Origin of the sequence: Paraburkholderia kururiensis JCM 10599 = LMG 19447 (genome assembly GCF_003986935.1) — a bacterium.
GTDB lineage: Bacteria > Pseudomonadota > Gammaproteobacteria > Burkholderiales > Burkholderiaceae > Paraburkholderia > Paraburkholderia kururiensis.
The window spans coordinates 1-17,605 of record NZ_RJZE01000034.1; the positions used below are offsets into that span (position 1 = coordinate 1).

Genomic DNA, 17,605 nt, shown 5'->3' on the forward strand with positions numbered 1-17,605 from the left:
GCCGTTGCCCATACGCTCAATTGCCGGCCCAGAAAATCGCTTGGCTGGAAGACCCCAGCAGAATTCCTGGACGAGTATCTAAAATCTGTTCAACAATCTAGTGTTGCGACGACCGGTTGAATCCGCCCTGCGCGCGTTGATCCGGGTGGAACAGCAAGCCTTGCGGCCGACCACGCTGCTCATGAGCCATCTCCAACACCTGCACGAGCAGATCGGCATCAGGTGTGTCGAGAACGCCCAGTCAACCACCCGACGCGTGAACAGGTCGAATACGACGGCCGGATATAGAAAGAGCGCATCGCATCACGCCCGCGCTGCCACATCCGTCCGCTGCGTCAACTCCGACAGCACCGCTTCGATCGTCGTCGTACCAAAACGCCGTTCGGTCGCTCCGGCTTCGACGTCGATGCGGCCCAGGTTGTGCGCATCGTAGAGGTCGACAATCAACTGGGTGTGGCGAGCGCTGAGCCCGGCTCGCTGCAACACCGCCGCCCATTCTTCGCGCGGCAGGGCGTGCGCTTCGATTGTCCGGTCCAGCACGTCGCCGAGTGCGCTCGCGACATCCCACGCCGAAACGCGCCGCGGCCCCTCGATGCTGACGACTCGCGAGGTCGGTGTGGGCGCTTCGTCCTGTAGCAGCGCCGCGGCCGCCAGCCCGACGTCGCGCGCGGCGACGGTCGGAAAACGCTTCGTGAGCGGATGATGCAGGCTCGGCAGCACGCCGGCTGCGCGCGCCGCCGGCAGTACGCGCGCCCAGTTCTCCATATGCTCGGCCGAACGCAGCAGGATCAGGTTCGACGTGAGCGGCTTGACCTGCTGCTCGAGATAGTGAAACAACCGCGTGATGCCGGTGTTCTCATCGTGTTCCGCGCCGTAGTCCGACAACACCAGCACGCGCGTGGGCGGCCGCGCCCGCAACGCGGCGGCGCTCACGTCGATCATGTCGCGCATGGTGGCTGCGGGGTCGTGGGCGCCGTCCGGAACCGGACACAGCATCTGCACGGCCTGGGCGCCGCGGATGGCGCGCTCCACGGACTCGCGATCGTTCAGGTCTACCGTCATCACCTCGCAGCCCAACGCCTCGAGCGACGGCGCATGACGCCGGTCGCGTACCACGGCGCGCACGCGGCGGCCCGACTCGCGCAACGCGGTGACGGTTGCACGTCCTACATTGCCTGATGCCCCGAAGATGACGAACACGGTCGGCTCCTTGTCTGTACGTTGACGGTAGAGCCGCATGGTAGGGAAACGCGGTGCGCCGCGCGCTCAGGCAAAGAGGTCGATGAGCAGATCTGGATGACAGACTGAGCGATGCGATGGCCGGCATCCGCTGCAGCCTCTTGCGAGGCAACCCTCGAACCGAAGCCAGTCGCTGCAGCCGCCGCCAGGACGCAGCACAATGCAGGAATTCACCGTTTCGGAAGGCCCCCGCGATGAGTGCAATCCCCGCCGTTTTGAAGCAGAATCCCGCGCCGTTGCCAAGCTCGGCCGTGAGCGTGCAATCGAGCGCGGCGCTCGGCTGGCAGGGCTTCGGCGCCGAGCTATTGCAGATTCCGGCGGGCGTGCATCGCATTCCCGCCGCGGATCATCACCGCATTGGCGTGCACGTGGGCGCGGCGGTGAAGGCGAATTGCGTCTGCAACGGGCGGCGCAGGCCGCGCATCCAGGCACACGGCGATGCCGACGTGGTGCCGGCTGGCCTCGACGGCGAATGGGCCGACGAGGCCGACTGCACACTGCTGCGCATCTGGCTCGGCGAGGCGTTCGTGCAGGACGTCGTCGGACGGCTCGACCTGAAACCCTCGCAGGCGCAACTCCAGCCGCAGTTCCAGTTGCGCGACAAGCGTCTCGAGCACCTCGCGTGGGCGCTGAGGGCGGAACTCGACGCCGACGACGCATCGAACGCCCTCTATGCCGAGAGCCTGTGCACGGCCATCGTCGTGCGGCTGATCGAAGCCGTGCCCGTGGCCGGCGCGAAGCGCCGTACGCTTGCCCCGGCCATGGCCGTACGCGTGGCTGACTATATCGAGGCACATCTGGATCAACGCCTCACGCTCGCGGACCTCGCCGCGGTGACGCACCTCAGCGTGCCGCATTTCAAGGTGCTCTTTCGCGAGACCTTTGGGGCGCCGGTTCATCAATACGTGGTGCATCGGCGTGTGGACCGCGCGAAGGGATTGCTGCTGGAAGGCCGGTTGACGGTAGGGCAGATCGCGCTCGAGGTGGGATTCGCGCATCAGAGCCATCTTGCGTCGTGGATGAATCGCCTGTTGGGGGTGTCACCGAGCGAGGTATCGAGGCACACCACACGCTTCGGTAACGCAACGTTGCAGCAGGACGTTTGAACTGGCCGGCGCCCTTAAGGGACGTCGCCGCCAAAGGGCCCACAAAGATCTTGCTAAGGGCCCGTAAAGGCTTCTCCAGACGCACTCTTTTCCCTCTTGCTGGATGTGCAGGCAAACCGGAGCAAGGCCCGGGAAGACCGTGTCCGAACCCAATATCGCCGGCCAGTGCCACGGTTTTTCAATGCTTAACAAACCAGGCCTCAGGATTTGACAATCTCTGACAATGCCGTGACAGATTGCCGTCCACAATGATCACAAGTTTTGCGAATGACGCGGTTTAGCTACGGGGGCTCAGGCTGGTATCGACGGTAGCTGGGGCGACGGGGCAGGGAGAGAAGAAGAGCGAACGCCAGTTCGCCATGACAAGAAAAACAATAGAAAAGAACAACAGCCGGAATGGCGGCGGTCGTAAAAAGGGCGGCGGTAGTGGCAAACGGATGGGCCGTGCAGTTTGCGCTGCCGCCGCCGGTTTTTTCGGAGTGCGCCGAAAGGCGTCGAGGCATGACGAAAGACGAACAAATGAGCGAGGGAGGCCACGATGATCTGCATCAGCAGCAGTTTCGCAAGCGCATCCAGGCATGCGGCAAAGTGGGCGCATCGGTCCGCTGCTGGACGCGTGTACACGAGAGCGATCGCCACCATCCGCTGGAAGCGTCAGACGTTGCGCCGCTTGGCGTGAACGTGGCGACCGCGCGCCGATGCTTCGAACGCGGACGCGGATTGCCGCCGATTTTGACAATCTTTAAATTTTCGGTTTGCTGACTTCTTATACTGTGCGCCCTGTCGCGGATTAATGCGCGCCGCGAGGTGGTCATGGACAAGGCGAACGGGACGACGCCGCAACAGGCCTGCGACGAAGGTCAGAAGGCGGGCCTGATCGCATTAGCAAAACTCCGTTCCGAATGCGCGGGCGCTCTGCGATAAGAGGGTAGGGGTTTTCGATTATCATGAACGCCCCGATCGCAAGCATGAGCAGTCAAGCGTCGAGCGCGCCAATTCAAGGGGTTCACGGCAATGTCATCACGGCATTTCCTCGCCCCTTTTCATGATTGCATGATTGCGCCGCGCGGCCACGAGCGGCTGTGGCCCACGTTTTTAACCGTTAATGGGAGACGGTCGCGGACAAAATCGCGGCCAGAGCGCGAAGGAAGCGCTCAGGAAATGGGCGGATATTCGCCTCGCCATTCACCAACGATGGACAACGAATTTGCGTTGCGGGGTGTTATGAGAATTGCGGTTCTCGATGACGATCAGGCTCAGACAGAATTTGTGTGCCAGACGCTCTCGACGGTTGGACACATCTGCCACTCGTTCTCGGAAGGGCGCGAACTGGTCAAGCAACTGCGCCGGCAGACCTTCGATCTGCTGGTGCTCGACTGGAACGTGCCGGACATGTCCGGCGAAGAGGTGCTGCGCTGGGTGAGGCAAAGTCTCTCGGAACGGCTGCCGGTGCTGTTCATGACGAGCCGCAGCCGTGAGACGGACATCATGTCGATCCTCAACAGCGGGGCCGACGACTACGTGGTGAAGCCGGTCACGGCGGGCATGCTGCTCGCGCGAGTCGGGTCCCTGCTGCGGCGCGCCTATCAGATCAAGCCCATGGCGTTGAAGGAAACCTTCGACGACTTCGAATTCGACTTGAGCGCCAAGCAGGTCAGCGCGAGAGGCAAGGCGGTGTCCCTTACGAACAAGGAATTCGAGCTTGCACTGCTGCTGTTCCAGCACCTGAGCCGGCCGCTCTCTCGCGCGCATATTCTCGACATGATCTGGAAGCAGGACACGGACATTCCGTCACGCACCATGGACACGCACATCTCCATGCTGCGCGCCAAGCTTGGCTTGCGGCCCGAAAACGGCTACCGGCTGACGCCCATTTACGGTTATGGCTATCGGCTGGAGCGCGTAGAAAAGGGGGATGAGTGACGCCGGCCAGCCTCGCGCCGACGATGCCGAAGCATTCGCATACCGTTGGACAGCACGGCAACAGCGTGGTGGAGGGTTTTGCCGCGCAAGGACTGTCTGGTCGCCGTTGCGCGGGGAACTCGCGCGCGGTGATGCCGGGTGCGAGCGTTGCCGCGCTTGTCATGGCATTGAGCCTCGCGTGGGCGCTCCCGACCGAAGCCCGTGAGCCCCGGGCACAGCCCGCCGGGCAACAGACCACCCCTTACGTCACCCGCAAGGGCGACACGCTCTACGACATCGCCGCGCGCTATCTGCGCGACTCCGGCGACTGGCGCACGCTCGCACGCCTGAACCACGTCGGCACGCCGGGGCATCTGCAGCCGGGCGTCACGCTGCGACTGCCCGTCGCGCTGCTGCGCGAGGAGCGCGTCGCGGCGACGGTCGTGGCCACCAGCGGTCCCGTCGAACGGGCCTACGGCAACGGGGGCTACACGCCGCTGGCCATCGGCATGAAGCTTACCGAGGGCGACCGCATCCGCACCGGCCACAACGGCTTCGTCACGCTCGAACTCGAAGACGGCTCGCACGTGAGCGTGCCGCAGGACTCCTCGATCGGCCTCGACCGGTTGCGCCAGACGGTCTTTACAGGCTCCACCGATCGTCTCATCCGGCTCGAGCGTGGCGAGGTCGATAACGAAGTCACGCACGCCACGAAGAAGGACAGCCGCTTCCAGATCCGTTCGCCGTCAGTGGTGGCAGGCGTGCGCGGCACGCGCTTCCGGGTCAATTACGACGCCGGCACGCGGGTGAGCGCGGTGGAAGTGCTCGACGGGGCCGTAGGCGTCGACGCAGCGGGCGCTACGCCACCGCCTGCGGGCGCGCCGCTGGCCGCGTCGGCGCAACTCGTGAAGGCGAAGTTCGGCAGCGTGACGCGGGCGGGGGCGGCAGCGGGCGCGCCCCTGGCGCTGCTGGTCGAGCCGTCGCTGGTGCAGCCGGGCAAGATCCAGGACGCACCGGACGTGGCCTTCGACCTCGTGCCGCTCGACGGCGCGCGCAGCTACCGCGTGCAGGTGGGCCGCGACGCGGGCCTGCTCGACGTGATCCGCGACCAGCGCGTGGACACGCCGCACGCCGCGTTCGGCGATCTGTCCGACGGGACCTACTTCGTGCGCATCAGCGCAATCGATGCGAACGGTCTGGAAGGCCTGCCTCAAACCTATGCCTTCGAACGCCGGCAGTTCAGCCTGACCACCTCGGCCACGGCGCGCGCGGACTCGCACGACTACGTGTTCCGCTGGCTGACGGGCCGCCCGGACGTGGCCACGCGCTATCGCCTGGTGCTGGCGACGACGCCGGACCTGGCGCGGCCGCTGGTCGATCAGACCGACGTCACGGGGGCGGAGGTGGTGATCCAGAACCTGCCGCGCGGCGTCTACTACTGGACGGTGATCGCCGAGCAGTTCGAGCATGGCCGTTTCTACCAGCAGGCAAGCGCGGTGCAATCGTTTACGCTCACGTGGTGAGCCTGTCCGTCGCAAGCACTTTGCTGTGCGAGCGCGGCAGCGCGTGGCGCCCGAGCAGCGTCGCCGAACCCGGCGGCGCACGAATTGCGGGACGCCGGAACCCCTTGATGCGGAAGCCTCGATGAAATTCCCGCCTGTGACGGTCCGCCCATCGCTCATCGCGGCATTTGCGGCGCTCGCGACGGTCAGTCTCGCCGGCTGTGCCGACGTCAACACGCATGTGCGCGCCACCAGCATGCCGCGCCCGCCAGAGGGCGACACGACTTACCGTCTCGCGCGCACGGCTTCGCAGGAAACGAGCGACGTGCGTTTGCAGTACGAAGCGCAGGTACGCAGCGCGCTCGCGAGCTATGGTTTTCGCGACGCCGGCTCGGCGGGCGGCAATCCCCGCTATCTTGTCTCGATCGCTCACGCCACGCGCGCGGCGTCGATCGGCCTCGACGTGCCCGAATGCGGCGACGCGAGCGGTTCGTGCAGCATGCCGCCGTCGTCGGGATTCTGGTTCTTTCTGCGCAGCTACGTTCACGTGCTCACGTTGCGCTTCTTCGACCGCGAGGCTGCGCGCGAGGTCTACAAGGTCGTGGCCGTGAGCCGCGACCACGATGCCGACGCGGCTCACGCCGTGCCGTTCCTCGTGAAGAGCGCGTTCGCCGAGTTCCCCTACGCGGGCGCCGGCGCGTGGCGCGTGAAGCTGCATCCCGCGAAAGACGGCGCGCTGCCCGGCGTGGTGTCGATCAAGTCGCTGGCACGTTGAAGCACGGCGGCCGTGAACGGCCAGCCCGCGCACGGGCGGCCCGCCAGAAAGCCGAACGCTCGAAGCAATTTTCCCCAGGCGTCGCGCCCCGGTACGCCGTATGCTGGCATCGCGTTCGATAGCCAACGAGGAGAAAACGTATGTTCCATCACATCGGTTTGAGGGTGTCGGATCTGGCGCGCAGCGTGCGTTTCTACGAGCAGACGCTCGCGCCGCTCGGTTTCGAGCTATGCATGCATGAAGGCGACCTGGCGGGATTGGGCAAGCCTGGGCATCCGCAGCTGTGGCTGCATGCGACTCACGACGATGCCGCAACGCCGCGCGGTGTCCATCTTGCCTTCGAGGCGGTGAGCCGCGACGCCGTAGCGCGTTTCCACAGCGAAGGCCTGCGCGCGGGCGGCAAGGACAACGGCGGCCCCGGCTTGAGACCCGAGTACAGCCCAACGTACTACGGCGCGTTTCTCATCGATCCGGACGGCAACAACATCGAAGCGGTATGCATGCGCGACGGCGCATGAACCGCGCTCGCGCCGAATATCTGGGGCATTCGTAGCCTTTCACCCAACTGGGTCGCACGCTTCCATGTGTGCGGCCTGGCCGGTCCAGCGTGCGATCAGCCAGCCGTATCGGCGCTATCGCCGCTATCGCCACCATCGTCGTGCCACCGGTTTTCGAACACACAGGTGTCGAGCGCGCGGCGCTCGGCCCAGTGCTCCATTTCCAGCATCGGTTGCGGATAGAACGCTTCGACGTGGCCGAGGCACAGAATCGCCACCGGCTTTGCGCCCGCCGGCATGCGGAGCAGCGCGCGGACCGCATCGACGTCGAACAACGACACCCAGCCCATGCCGAGCCCTTCGACGCGCGCTGCGAGCCACATATTCTCGATCGCGCAGGCCACCGACGCCAGGTCCATCTCCGGCATCGTGCGGCGGCCGAACACGTGCGGCTCGCGCCGGTCCATCAGCGCCATCACGAGCAGTTCGCCGCATTCGAGCATGCCTTCCACTTTCAGCTTCATGAACTCGTCGCGGCGCTTGCCGAGCGCGTCGGCGGTGGCCATGCGTTCGCGCTCCACGATGGCGTGCAGCGCCGTGCGCACCGCGGTGTCGGTGATTCGCACGATGCGCCACGGCTGCATGAAGCCCACGCTCGGCGCGTGGTGCGCCGCGTCCAGCAGACGCGCAAGCACCTCGGGGGCGACCGGTCCGGGCGTGAAGTGGCGCATGTCGCGCCGCTCGTAGATGGCGCGATATACGGCTGCGCGTTCCGCGTCGTCGAAAGGCTGGGCCATGGATCAGGGCGGCAGAAAAGGCGTGTGGAAAGGCCCGTCACCTTATCACGGCAGCCCCGCCTCCGCGCCCTGGGAACTACGCGGGCGCGACGACGGGTTGGCTCAGGATGTGCCTCGGGTTTGTCGCAGGTCAGCTTCGGACCTCAGCGCATGTCGGCGTATGGCGTCAATGCACCTCGGCGTGCGACCCGCCGGCTTCCGTACGCGGCTGCGTGGCGGCGCTCACGAGCGCGAGCACCACGACGTTGAGCGCAAGCGCCAGCAAGCCGATGTTGATGTCCTTGAGCGCATCCGGCAGGAACGGCAGCAGTTGCGCGACGCTGATGTGCATGACGGTGGTGGTCACCACCACGGCCACGCCCGCCACGATGCCGCAGAACACGCCTTGTTTCGTGACGCGGTTGTGCGCGGCGAGGCTGCACACGAGTCCGGGGAACAACTGCGTGACGAAGTTGTAGCCCATCAGCAGCAGCGCCACGATGGTCTCGCCGCCGTGCAGCGTGAACAGCACCGCGACGAGCGCCACGATCGGCACGAAAAGCCGTGCGAGCCGGGCGATAACGCGGTCGTCGGCGCGCTTGTTGAAGAGGCCGCGATAGACGTCGTTGGCAAGCAGCGTGGACGCCGTGGTGAGGATCATCGATCCCGGCACGAGCGCGGTCAGCACACCGGCCGCGCCGATCACGCCGACGAACCACGGGTCGAACGTCATGAGCGAGAGCCTGAAGAGCGACAGGTCGATGTCGCCGCCCTTGAGGCCGGGCACCTTGAGCGACGCCGCGAAGCCGCAGAAGAACACGAACAGCAGGATCAGCTGATACAGCGGCAACACCATCGCGTTGCGCCGGAAGATGCGTTCGTCCTTCGCGGTGTAGACCGAACCGAACGTGTGCGGCCACATGAAGAAGCCGAGTGCCGTGAGCAGCACGGTGGACTGGAACCAGATCACGCTCGACCCCTTGGTCGGGAACGCGAGGAAGCCGGGCTTCGCGGCGTCGATGGCGCGGAACATTTCGCCCAGGCTGCCGTAGTGATGAATCGGCAGATAGATGCCGAGGAACAGCACGACCGCGAGAATCATCAGGTCCTTCACGACGGAGTTCCAGGCCGAGCCGCGCACGCCGGACACCATCACGTAGGCCGTCACGACCGCGGCGCCGATCCAGATGGCCGCCGTCGAAGGAATGGCGCCGTACGACGCCGTGGACACGATGATGCCGAGCCCCTTGAGCTGGAGCACGAGGTACGGCACGAGCGCCGCGACGCCGACTAGCGCGACCAGCACGCCGAGCGCCGGGCTCGCGTACTTGCGCGCGAAGAAATGCGGCTGGGAGACGAGCCGCTCCGCCTTCGCGTAGCGCCATACAGGCGGCAGCAGCCAGTACGAGAGCACGTAGGCGAGCGTTGCATACGCGAGGATGTAGTAGACAGGCGCGCCTTTGCCGTACGCAAAGCCGCTGCCGCCGAGGAACGTGAACGTCGTGTAGATCTCGCCCGCCATCAGCAGGAACACGAACGCGGTGCCGAAGCTGCGGCCACCCACGGTCCATTGTTCGAGATTCATGTCGTGGCCGCGGCGGGCCCGCATGCCAAGGTAGAGCGCAAGCAGCGTGACGGCGGCAATGATGACGAGAGCGCTGCTCATGAACGCACCTCCGGTGCCGTGCTTCGGACATCCGCGCCTTGCGGTTCCCGGTTGGCGGGGTCGAGTCGGTAGACGATCGCCATGATGACCGCCGTGAGCACCACCCACAGCACGATCCACGCGAGCACGAGCGGCATGCCGAGCACGAGCGGCTCGACGCGGTTCACGAACGGCACGCCGAGCAGGATGCCGATGAAGGGCAAGGCAGCAAGCAACCGGAAGGACATGAGCGACTCCTGGAACGGGGTGGATGCGTCGGAGACTGCGTGTTATCCGTTCGACTGTATGCCCGCCGGATCGGCCAGGTAAAGCAGATCAAAAATAGTGAAGGCGCTTTGAAAGGCGTCCGCGCATCGGGACACACAGGTCGTTCGATGCGTCCGGAACGTGTGCGTCGCAGCATGCTTCCGGTGCCCGGGCCGCCCATCCGGGCCTGCCGCGCAGCATCGCTTGCCCGTACCGGCATGCGTGATCCAGGTGCTTGCCGATGCGGTTACACTGCTCGCACTTTTAACCTGCGTTCACCCCGCGTTCAACCCACGTTTTCCGGACTCGACCACAGCATGATAGAAAGCCTGATCTCCGACATCCTGTTCGGCTTCACGGGGCTCATCAGCATCATCAATCCGCTCGGCGTGGCGTTCGTGTTTCTGGACCGCACGGCATCGCTTTCCGACGCGGAGCGGCGCTTCCTCGCGCGGCGCGTCGCGATCAATGCGTTCTTCGTGCTCATCGTCGTGTTCTTCGTCGGCACGCCCATGCTGCATTTCTTCGGTATCTCGATCGAGGCGCTGCGCATTGGCGGCGGCCTCGCCGTTGCGGTGGGCGGCTGGCAGATGCTCAACGCGCCGGACACGCGCGTGCGCATGAACGAGACCGCCTCGGCCTCCGCCGTGCCGCAGGTCGAACCGGAGTCGGCCACGGCGAAGACCTTCTTCCCGCTCACCGTGCCGCTCACCACGGGCCCCGGCACCATGGCGACGGTGATCGCGCTGAACGCGAACCGCACGCACAAGCTCTCCGAGTTCCTGCTGTCGGGCGTGGCGTCGTTCGTGATCTCGGGGCTCGTGATGCTCGTCATCTACTACACGTACAGCCGCGCCTCGGTGCTCGCGCGCTATCTGGGCGCGGAAGGCACGCGCGTCGCGCTGCGCGTGTCGGCGTTCCTGCTGCTGTGCATCGGCGTGCAGATCATCCTGACCGGCTTCGAAGGCTTCCTTGCGCCCATCGTCGATGCCCACATGGCGGCGAAGTAGGGCGAGATTCGCGCTTCACCGCAAAGGTGGCCGCGGCTGCCGCGCTGCCTGTCGTTTTGCCGCCTGCGAGAGCAGTTCGTCGAACAACTGCGGGTCCACGGGTTTTATGAGATGCATGTCGAAGCCGGCTTCGCGCGAGAGCGCGATGTCGCTTTGCTGGCCGAAGCCCGTCATCGCGGCGAAGTACGTGTCGGCCAGTTCGGGCCGCTGGCGTAGCACCCGCAGCGCGGCGTAGCCGTCCATCTTCGGCATCGCGATATCGATCAGCGCAACGTGCGGCACGAAGCGCTCTGCCTGGTCGAGCGCCGCGGCGCCGTCGTAGGCCACGCGCACGTCATGGCCCTTGAGTTCGAGCAGCATGGCGAGGCTGTCGGCGGAATCGCGGTTGTCGTCCACTACCAGCACCCGCAGGTGCGCGTCCGGCACGGCCTGCACGGGCAGCGGCGGCGGTGCCTCGTCGGGCTCGCGGAGCCCGAGCGGCAGCCGCACGATAAAGGTGCTGCCCGTGCCGTGCCCGTGGCTCATGGCCGAGATCGTGCCGCCGTGCAGCTCCACGAGCGAGCGGCACAATGTGAGGCCGATGCCGAGTCCTTCGTCGAGCGCGTCCTGCCCCGTGCGCTCCTGGGTGAAGAGGTCGAAGATCGATTCGAGCGCTTCCCGGCGGATGCCGCGGCCCAGGTCGCGAATGCGGATCTCCACGGTGCGCTCTTCCACCTCGACGTTGATGGCGATGCGGCTGTCGGTGGGTGAAAACTTCGCCGCGTTGTGCAGCAGGTTCTGGAACACCTGCACGAGCCGGGTCATGTCGCCCCTGAGCAGCACGGGGTCCGCAGGCAGGTGGACGTCCACGGTCTGGCCGCGTCGCGCCGTGAACGGCCGGGCGGCCTCGATGGCGTTGCCGATCACGTCGCCCAGATTCACGGACGCCTGGCGCAGCTCGATCTTGCCGGACGTGATGCGGCCCACGTCGAGCAGGTCGTCCACGAGGCGCGAGAGGTGCGCGATCTGCCGGTCGATCAAGTCGCGCGAGCGCGCCACCGCGGCCGGCACGTCGCGCTCGATCTGCATCGAGCTGATGGCGTTGCGCACGGGCGCGAGCGGATTGCGCAGTTCGTGCGCGAGCGTGGCGAGGAAGTCGCGCATGCGCTGGCCCGAGCGTTCCAGTTCGTCGCGGTGCCGGCTCTCGGTCATGTCGCGCGTGATCTTGGCAAAGCCGGTGAGGCGGCGGTCAGCGTCGTACACCGCCGTGAGCGTGACGTTGGCCCAGAACATCGAGCCGTCCTTGCGCATGCGCCAGCCTTCGTCCACGAAGCGGCCGCGCCGCTTCGCCGTTTCCAGATTGCGCCGGGGCTTGTCGGCGGCGATGTCCTCGGGCACGTAGAAGGTCGAGAAATGCCGGCCGATGATCTCCGTGGGCTGATAACCGTGGATGTTGGTCGCGCCTCTGTTCCAGCTCACCACCTGGCCGGTCGGATCCAGCATGAAGATGGCGTGGTCGTTCACGCTTTCGATCAAGAGGCGCAGGCGCTCCTCGCTTTGCCGCAGCGCGTCCATCTGGCGGCGCCGGTCGGTGAGGTCGCGCACGATCTTCGCAAAACCGGTGAGTTCGCCGCGGCGATTGCGGATCGCGGTGATCACCACGTTGGCCCAGAACGTCGTGCCGTCCTGGCGCACGCGCCAGCCTTCGTCTTCGAAACGGCCCGTGAGCGTGGCCTGCTCCAGTTCGTAGGTGGGCCAGTTGCGCGCCACGGCTTCGCGCGTATAGAAACGCGAAAAGTGCTTGCCGATAATGTCTTCTGCCTCGTATCCCTCGATGCGCGCCGCGCCCCGGTTCCAGCTCGTGACGAAGCCGTTGCTGTCGAGCAGGAAGACCGCGTAGTCCTCGATCGAATGGACCACCGCTTCGAAGCGGTCATCGGCATCTCCTCTGGGCGCCGCGCCGGACGATGGGGCGCTGTGGCCCGCGTGCGGGCGAGATGGGTGGTCGGTCATAACGTCCATCTAATGTAATTCTTGCCAGCCAGAGATACACGCCGGCAACCCCCGGCACGTGGGGCAGGCGGCGCCGTCTGGTCGCGTTTTCCACGCACGCGTTGCAGCGCGCCGCCCGCACCACTGCAACCCATTGGGGCATGGGATAAGCAGTTTGCATGCCGGAAAGCGGCATCTTGCGAGCGCAGTGGGCATCGAATGTGCTTGCACGCAAGAATTGCGCGGCCGGCCCGGGGATGCCCGGCGCCGGCCGTTGTCGCCCGATATCGGAGAAACGGGTGCCGGCGGCCCGGACCGCAGCCTGGAGAAGCGCAAATGGACACGCAGGCGGGAAAGACTTTCGCCGATCTTGCGAACTGGCTGGAACGCAAACGATGGCTGATCACACGCCGCTGGTTGCGGCTCGTGCGTTCCGATCCTGCCATCGAAAACACCGGACGGCTCACCAATGCGCAGCTCATCGACTATTTGCCGCAGGTCTTCGACGAAGTCTGCCAGGCGCTGCGCGCGGCCGTGCCGCAGGCGAGCTACGGCCAGGTGGAGCGCGACGCGCGCCAGCACGGCAAGCACCGCTGGCAGCACGGCTATCAGCTCGATGCGCTGTTTCGCGAACTCGACCTGCTGCAGAAATGCACGCAGCAGGCCACGCGCGAGTTTTTCGCGCATCGCGCGCACCGTGACGACACACAGCCGCGGGCGCACCAGCTTATCGAAGACCTGTTCAGCGCGATGATCTACGGCGCCATTCGCCAGTTGCTGGAAGAGCAGAACCAGCGCGTGAACGACTCGCTGCGCGCCCGCGACTTCGCGTTCGCGGCGCAGCAGGACAGCGAAGAGCGGCTGCGCATCGCGGCCGCGGCCGCCGGGCTCGGCATTTTCGAGTGGGACGTGGAGACGGGCGAAGCCGTCTGGGAAAACGCCCGCATGTACGAGATCACCGGGCAGCGTCCCGAAGACGGGCCGATGTCGAGCGAAGAGTTTTTCGGCTGCGTGCATTCCGAAGATCTGGAAGAACTCGTGTCCCAGGTGCGTGCCGACGACGTGCCGGGCCGCCAGGTGAACGCGCTCTTTCGCCTCTTTCGCCGCAACGACGGCGCGCTGCGCTTTCTCGAAATGTGCGGCAGCTTCCGCTATACGCCGGAGGGCGGCGCGAACGCGTTCATCGGCACGCTCGCCGACGTCACGGACCGCAAGAGCGTGGAAGACACGCTGCGCGAAGTGGACCGGCGCAAGGACGCGTTTCTCGCCACGCTTGCGCACGAGTTGCGCAATCCGCTTGCGCCCATCCGCAACGCCGCATGGGTGCTCAAGCGCAGCGAGGCCGAACTGCCGCCGCAGGCGCGCTGGGTGCCGGGCGTGGTGGACCGGCAGATTCGCCACCTTTCGAGCCTGATCGACGACCTGCTCGAAGTCTCGCGCATCACCACGGGCAAGATCACGCTCAAGCGCCGCGTGTTCGATCTGCGCGAAGCCGTGGCGGGCGCGCTCGAAATCAACGCGCCGCACGCGGAGGAACGGCATCACCGCATCGCTGTTTCGATGCCGGACGCGCCGGTGTATGTGGACGCCGACGTCACGCGGATCACGCAGATCGTCTCGAACCTCGTCGACAACGCGCTCAAGTACACGCCCGACGGCGGCGACATTCGCGTCGCCGTGCGCACCGAGGGTCGCGGCGCGGGCGAGCGTGCGCTGATCGAGGTGAGCGATACGGGCATCGGCATTTCGGCGACCGAGCTGCCGCACGTGTTCGAGCTGTTCGTGCAGGCCGAGGACCGGCCGGGCCGCGCGGTGGGCGGTCTCGGCATCGGTCTCTCGGTGGTGCGCACGCTCGCCGAGATGCATGGCGGCGAGGCGATTGCGTCGAGCGCGGGCATCAATCGCGGCAGCCACTTCAGGATCCGCCTGCCCGTGGCGCAGGCTGGCGCGGTGGCCGCCGTCACCGAGCCCGCCGCGCCGCAAGCCAGCGCGCGCCGACCTCTGCGCGTGGTGATCGTGGACGACAACCGCGACGCCGCGGAGTCGCTCGCCATGGTGCTCGACATGCACGAGGTGCGCACGGCCGCCGATGCCGACGAGGCGATCGAGCGGGTGAGCGCGCTCTCGCCGGTGGACGTCGTGCTGCTCGACATCGGCTTGCCGGGCATGGACGGCTACACGCTGGCGCGGCGTCTGCGCGAATTGCCCGGCACGGGCGGGACGGCGTTCGTCGCGCTCACGGGCTCGGGGCGTACCGAGGACATTGCGCGTTCGCGCAGCGAAGGTTTCGCCGAGCATCTCGTGAAGCCGGTTGACCCGCTGCGCGTGATCGAACTGCTCTACTCGCTTGCCGCTGCCACGCGAGAACGCGAGGGCAGCGAGGGCAGCGAGGGGCGGCTCGACGGGAGCCACGCGTAACGTTCGCCCGGGCACGTCAGGACACACTGTCCGCCCACACTTCAAGGCGCGCGCCCGAACGCTTCGCGCAGCTTCTTTTTGGCGCGCTCCAGCGTTGTGCGCCGGGTTTTGGGCAGATGCCTGCCGGCGCGATTGATGTAGAAATTGAGCATCGACATCGCCGACTGAAACGGCGTGCCCTTGCGTCGCTTGCTCGCAAGCGACGAGCGCTTCAGCGACTCGGCAATCTCGTCGGCGCTGCCGCTGCGGAAAACGCCTTTTTCGAGATCGAGCGCATCGCTCTTTTCCATGACTTCATGTGACCAGCGGCGCGTGCTGGTTTTGGCTTTGCCTGCGTCCGGTTGGGTGCGGGCGTGATGTTCCTTCGCCTGCGCGTGCCGCTGCCGGGGCGGACGGCCGCTGCGTGTGCGCGTGGAAGGATGAGCGGAGCGAGTGGTGCTCATGGCGAGGAGTCTCGGGACGATATGGGGGGATCCGGTTAGCGCTTTGATGTGGCCGGGTGAACGCTTGCGCTTTGCAGGCGGCTCATCGGTCAGCATAAAAGCATCGCTAATGCCGTTCAGCAGGCGTTCAGCAAGGGGTGTTCCAGAGACCGCGCAGAAGGGCCGGAGAAGCCGGCGCAGATGGAGCGTGAGCGAACGCGCCGAACGCGCCGAATGCGCCAACGCCATAACGGCGCCACAACATCAACGCGCCGGGTGCTGGTGATGCTCTTCGGCCATCGCGCGTGCGGCGCGTGCTTGTTCGAGGCGCTCGGCATCGAGCACTTTGCGGCGCATCGCGAGCACATTGGGCGGTGCCGGGCGGCGTCGTTTGAGCGCTGCACCGATGCCGGCGATCAACGGCCATGTGTCGCGCCACAACGCATGCTCCCGTGCGAGTACGCCGAAGGCCCGCAACGTGGCGCCCACGGCGCTCGCGAGCGGCAGCCTCTGCCACGCCACCCAGGCCGCATGGCGTGCGGCGATGCGCCGTCGCAGGCTGGCGTCGGGACCGTCGCGGCGATGGTTGGCGCGCCTGCTATTTTCGCCATCGTTGCCGCTGCCGTTTTCACTATCGCCGCCCGGATAGCGGCGCGCCACCACGCCTTCGCCGTAGACGATCGCGTGGCCCTGCGCGAGAAGGTCGAGCGCCACGCGTTCTTCGTCGCCGCTCGCAAAGCGCAGCGGCTCGTCGCCGTTCACGGCGAGCAGGGCTGAGCGCCGGAACACGCATGCGCCTGCCAGGTAGCTCGTGAGCGCGGGGCCGGGCAACCCGTTTCGATCCAGCGGACTCGCGCTCAGGCGCGTGCAGCGCGCATCCGTCTCGCCCTCGTCGCCAACCACCACGCGTGCGCTCAGCACCGCCACGCGCGGCGCGCTATCGAACACACGCACGGCCTCGGTGAGGGCGCCCGGTTCCCACCAGGTGTCGTCGTCGGTGAATGCCACGTAGTCGGTCTGCGCGAGGGCCACCGCGCGGCTGTGCGCCGATGCGCCAAGGTCGCTCAGACACTGGACGATGCGGACCGAAGGAAAGAGCGAACTGATCAGCTTCACGGTAGCGTCGCTGGAACCGTTGTCCGCCACGATCAGGCGCGGCGCGTCCGGCAGCGCGAGCAGGCGCGCCACTGTCTCCAGCACCACCCGCACGCGGTTATGCGTGAGCACGACCACCGTGATGCGCGGCACGGATTCGGGTGCGGCGAATGCGTTGGACGGGTTCATCGCTAGCCTTGCGCGGAATGGGAACAACGCCAAGGGAGAAGGCCGGAAAACAGGCAGCGCGACATGTCGTGATGTCCGCTGTGGTCTGCTGCGGTCCGCTGCCGCTGCCATGGTCACGAGCATACGCCGTTGCCGCACATCGTGTGGAAGGTGCGATGACGGCACTTTCCCTGGGGCGATGCAAGCCGGCGCAAGCGGGGCGGGAGGCATCCGTGTCTGCGTTCGTGGGGCTTACTGCGACCCCTCGCATACGGAGTGCCCAGGCGGCGAGCGGCGCCGCTGGAAGTCGCTCATTCGGGAACGGGGCGTGCTGTTTTCGCAGGGACGCAGCTTGTGCTCGTGGCGCGCGCCGCGTCGGTGCGTTGAAAAAACGCGCATCGGCCGGAGACTGTGCGCACAGACCGACCCGCAGACGGACCAACAGACCAACCACCAGACCGACCAACGCGCGCTACGCCAGCGTGCTGAAATACTTCCGATTCCTCAGGAGACTTCCATGGGTCACTCTGGACAATACGAGCTGCAACTGCACGAGCGGGATGTGCCGATGCTGCGCGCGCTGCCGACGAGCGGCAACGGCACGGAGGGTGCCAGCGGCACGATCGAGCTGACCGAAGCGAAGGCGCGTTCGGGCCGCACCTTCGCGGTGCTGCGCACCGACTCGCTCGCGCGGCTCGCGGAATGGCGCGGCGTGCTGGACGAGCACGAACGCCCGTACCGCGTCGTCAATCGCCGTGCCGGCCACGCGCTCGACGCGAACGCACCGGACTGGTGAGCGCTGCCGTGAGACG

16 protein-coding genes and 1 pseudogene are annotated in these 17,605 nt (G+C 66.3%); 9 read left to right on the forward strand and 8 right to left on the reverse strand.

What is annotated here, in order from left to right; genetic code table 11:
• Positions 1-103 precede the first annotated feature (103 nt).
• Positions 104-285, reverse strand: a pseudogene (locus PKKP23_RS34680) (IS3 family transposase); the annotation flags it as partial.
• Positions 286-303: 18 nt separating this feature from the next.
• A complete protein-coding gene (locus PKKP23_RS30145; protein WP_126879585.1) occupies positions 304-1,200 on the reverse strand; it encodes an NmrA family NAD(P)-binding protein in 897 nt (298 codons plus the stop codon).
• A 233-nt stretch (positions 1,201-1,433) separates the two neighbouring features.
• Here PKKP23_RS30145 and PKKP23_RS30150 point away from each other — a divergent pair, with 233 nt between their 5' ends.
• The 6 genes from PKKP23_RS30150 to PKKP23_RS30175 all read left to right on the forward strand — a co-directional run bounded on the left by PKKP23_RS30150 (position 1,434) and on the right by PKKP23_RS30175 (position 7,042).
• On the forward strand, positions 1,434-2,345 hold the full coding sequence (locus PKKP23_RS30150) for a helix-turn-helix transcriptional regulator (protein WP_017776054.1): 912 nt from the start codon (positions 1,434-1,436) through the stop codon (positions 2,343-2,345).
• Between the two features lie 501 nt (positions 2,346-2,846).
• On the forward strand, positions 2,847-3,107 hold the full coding sequence (locus PKKP23_RS30155; protein ID WP_126879586.1) for a hypothetical protein: 261 nt from the start codon (positions 2,847-2,849) through the stop codon (positions 3,105-3,107).
• 462 nt (positions 3,108-3,569) lie between these two features.
• A complete protein-coding gene (locus PKKP23_RS30160; protein WP_017776056.1) occupies positions 3,570-4,268 on the forward strand; it encodes a response regulator transcription factor in 699 nt (232 codons plus the stop codon).
• 131 nt (positions 4,269-4,399) lie between these two features.
• Positions 4,400-5,770, forward strand: coding sequence for a FecR family protein (locus PKKP23_RS30165; RefSeq protein WP_126879617.1), 1,371 nt, complete (start codon positions 4,400-4,402; stop codon positions 5,768-5,770).
• Between the two features lie 121 nt (positions 5,771-5,891).
• Positions 5,892-6,524, forward strand: a complete 633-nt coding sequence (locus PKKP23_RS30170) for a DUF4136 domain-containing protein (protein WP_161978166.1) — start codon at positions 5,892-5,894, stop codon at positions 6,522-6,524.
• A 140-nt stretch (positions 6,525-6,664) separates the two neighbouring features.
• Positions 6,665-7,042, forward strand: a complete 378-nt coding sequence (locus PKKP23_RS30175) for a VOC family protein (protein ID WP_126879588.1) — start codon at positions 6,665-6,667, stop codon at positions 7,040-7,042.
• 95 nt (positions 7,043-7,137) lie between these two features.
• On the opposite strand, the gene bluB is transcribed toward PKKP23_RS30175, so the two are convergent.
• From bluB to PKKP23_RS30190, 3 genes are all read right to left on the reverse strand, one after another.
• Entirely contained in the window at positions 7,138-7,818 is a 681-nt protein-coding gene (bluB, locus tag PKKP23_RS30180; RefSeq protein WP_126879589.1) for a 5,6-dimethylbenzimidazole synthase, read from the reverse strand.
• A gap of 166 nt (positions 7,819-7,984) precedes the next feature.
• Complete coding sequence (locus tag PKKP23_RS30185; RefSeq protein WP_126879590.1) at positions 7,985-9,463, reverse strand: sodium:solute symporter family protein; 1,479 nt, start codon at positions 9,461-9,463, stop codon at positions 7,985-7,987.
• Positions 9,460-9,690: a DUF3311 domain-containing protein gene (locus PKKP23_RS30190; protein ID WP_017776062.1), complete on the reverse strand. Its 231-nt coding sequence runs from the start codon at positions 9,688-9,690 to the stop codon at positions 9,460-9,462. The genes PKKP23_RS30185 and PKKP23_RS30190 overlap by 4 nt, the downstream gene beginning before the upstream one ends.
• Positions 9,691-10,026: 336 nt before the next feature.
• On the opposite strand from PKKP23_RS30190, the gene PKKP23_RS30195 reads away from it, so the two are divergent.
• Positions 10,027-10,719: a MarC family protein gene (locus PKKP23_RS30195; protein ID WP_017776063.1), complete on the forward strand. Its 693-nt coding sequence runs from the start codon at positions 10,027-10,029 to the stop codon at positions 10,717-10,719.
• 15 nt (positions 10,720-10,734) lie between these two features.
• On the opposite strand, the gene PKKP23_RS30200 is transcribed toward PKKP23_RS30195, so the two are convergent.
• Positions 10,735-12,711: a PAS domain-containing hybrid sensor histidine kinase/response regulator gene (locus PKKP23_RS30200; protein WP_420873259.1), complete on the reverse strand. Its 1,977-nt coding sequence runs from the start codon at positions 12,709-12,711 to the stop codon at positions 10,735-10,737.
• 315 nt (positions 12,712-13,026) lie between these two features.
• Here PKKP23_RS30200 and PKKP23_RS30205 point away from each other — a divergent pair, with 315 nt between their 5' ends.
• Positions 13,027-15,108, forward strand: coding sequence for a hybrid sensor histidine kinase/response regulator (locus PKKP23_RS30205; protein ID WP_126879591.1), 2,082 nt, complete (start codon positions 13,027-13,029; stop codon positions 15,106-15,108).
• Between the two features lie 41 nt (positions 15,109-15,149).
• Here the strand turns inward: PKKP23_RS30205 and PKKP23_RS30210 are convergent, their stop codons facing one another.
• Together PKKP23_RS30210 and PKKP23_RS30215 are read right to left on the reverse strand one after the other, a co-directional pair.
• Positions 15,150-15,551 (reverse strand): DUF3175 domain-containing protein, encoded by a 402-nt coding sequence (locus PKKP23_RS30210; protein ID WP_033350932.1) that lies wholly within the window; start codon positions 15,549-15,551, stop codon positions 15,150-15,152.
• Positions 15,552-15,794: 243 nt separating this feature from the next.
• A complete protein-coding gene (locus PKKP23_RS30215) occupies positions 15,795-16,814 on the reverse strand; it encodes a glycosyltransferase family 2 protein (RefSeq protein ID WP_126879592.1) in 1,020 nt (339 codons plus the stop codon).
• A 496-nt stretch (positions 16,815-17,310) separates the two neighbouring features.
• Here PKKP23_RS30215 and PKKP23_RS30220 point away from each other — a divergent pair, with 496 nt between their 5' ends.
• A complete protein-coding gene (locus tag PKKP23_RS30220) occupies positions 17,311-17,589 on the forward strand; it encodes a hypothetical protein (protein ID WP_126879593.1) in 279 nt (92 codons plus the stop codon).
• Positions 17,590-17,605 lie beyond the last annotated feature (16 nt).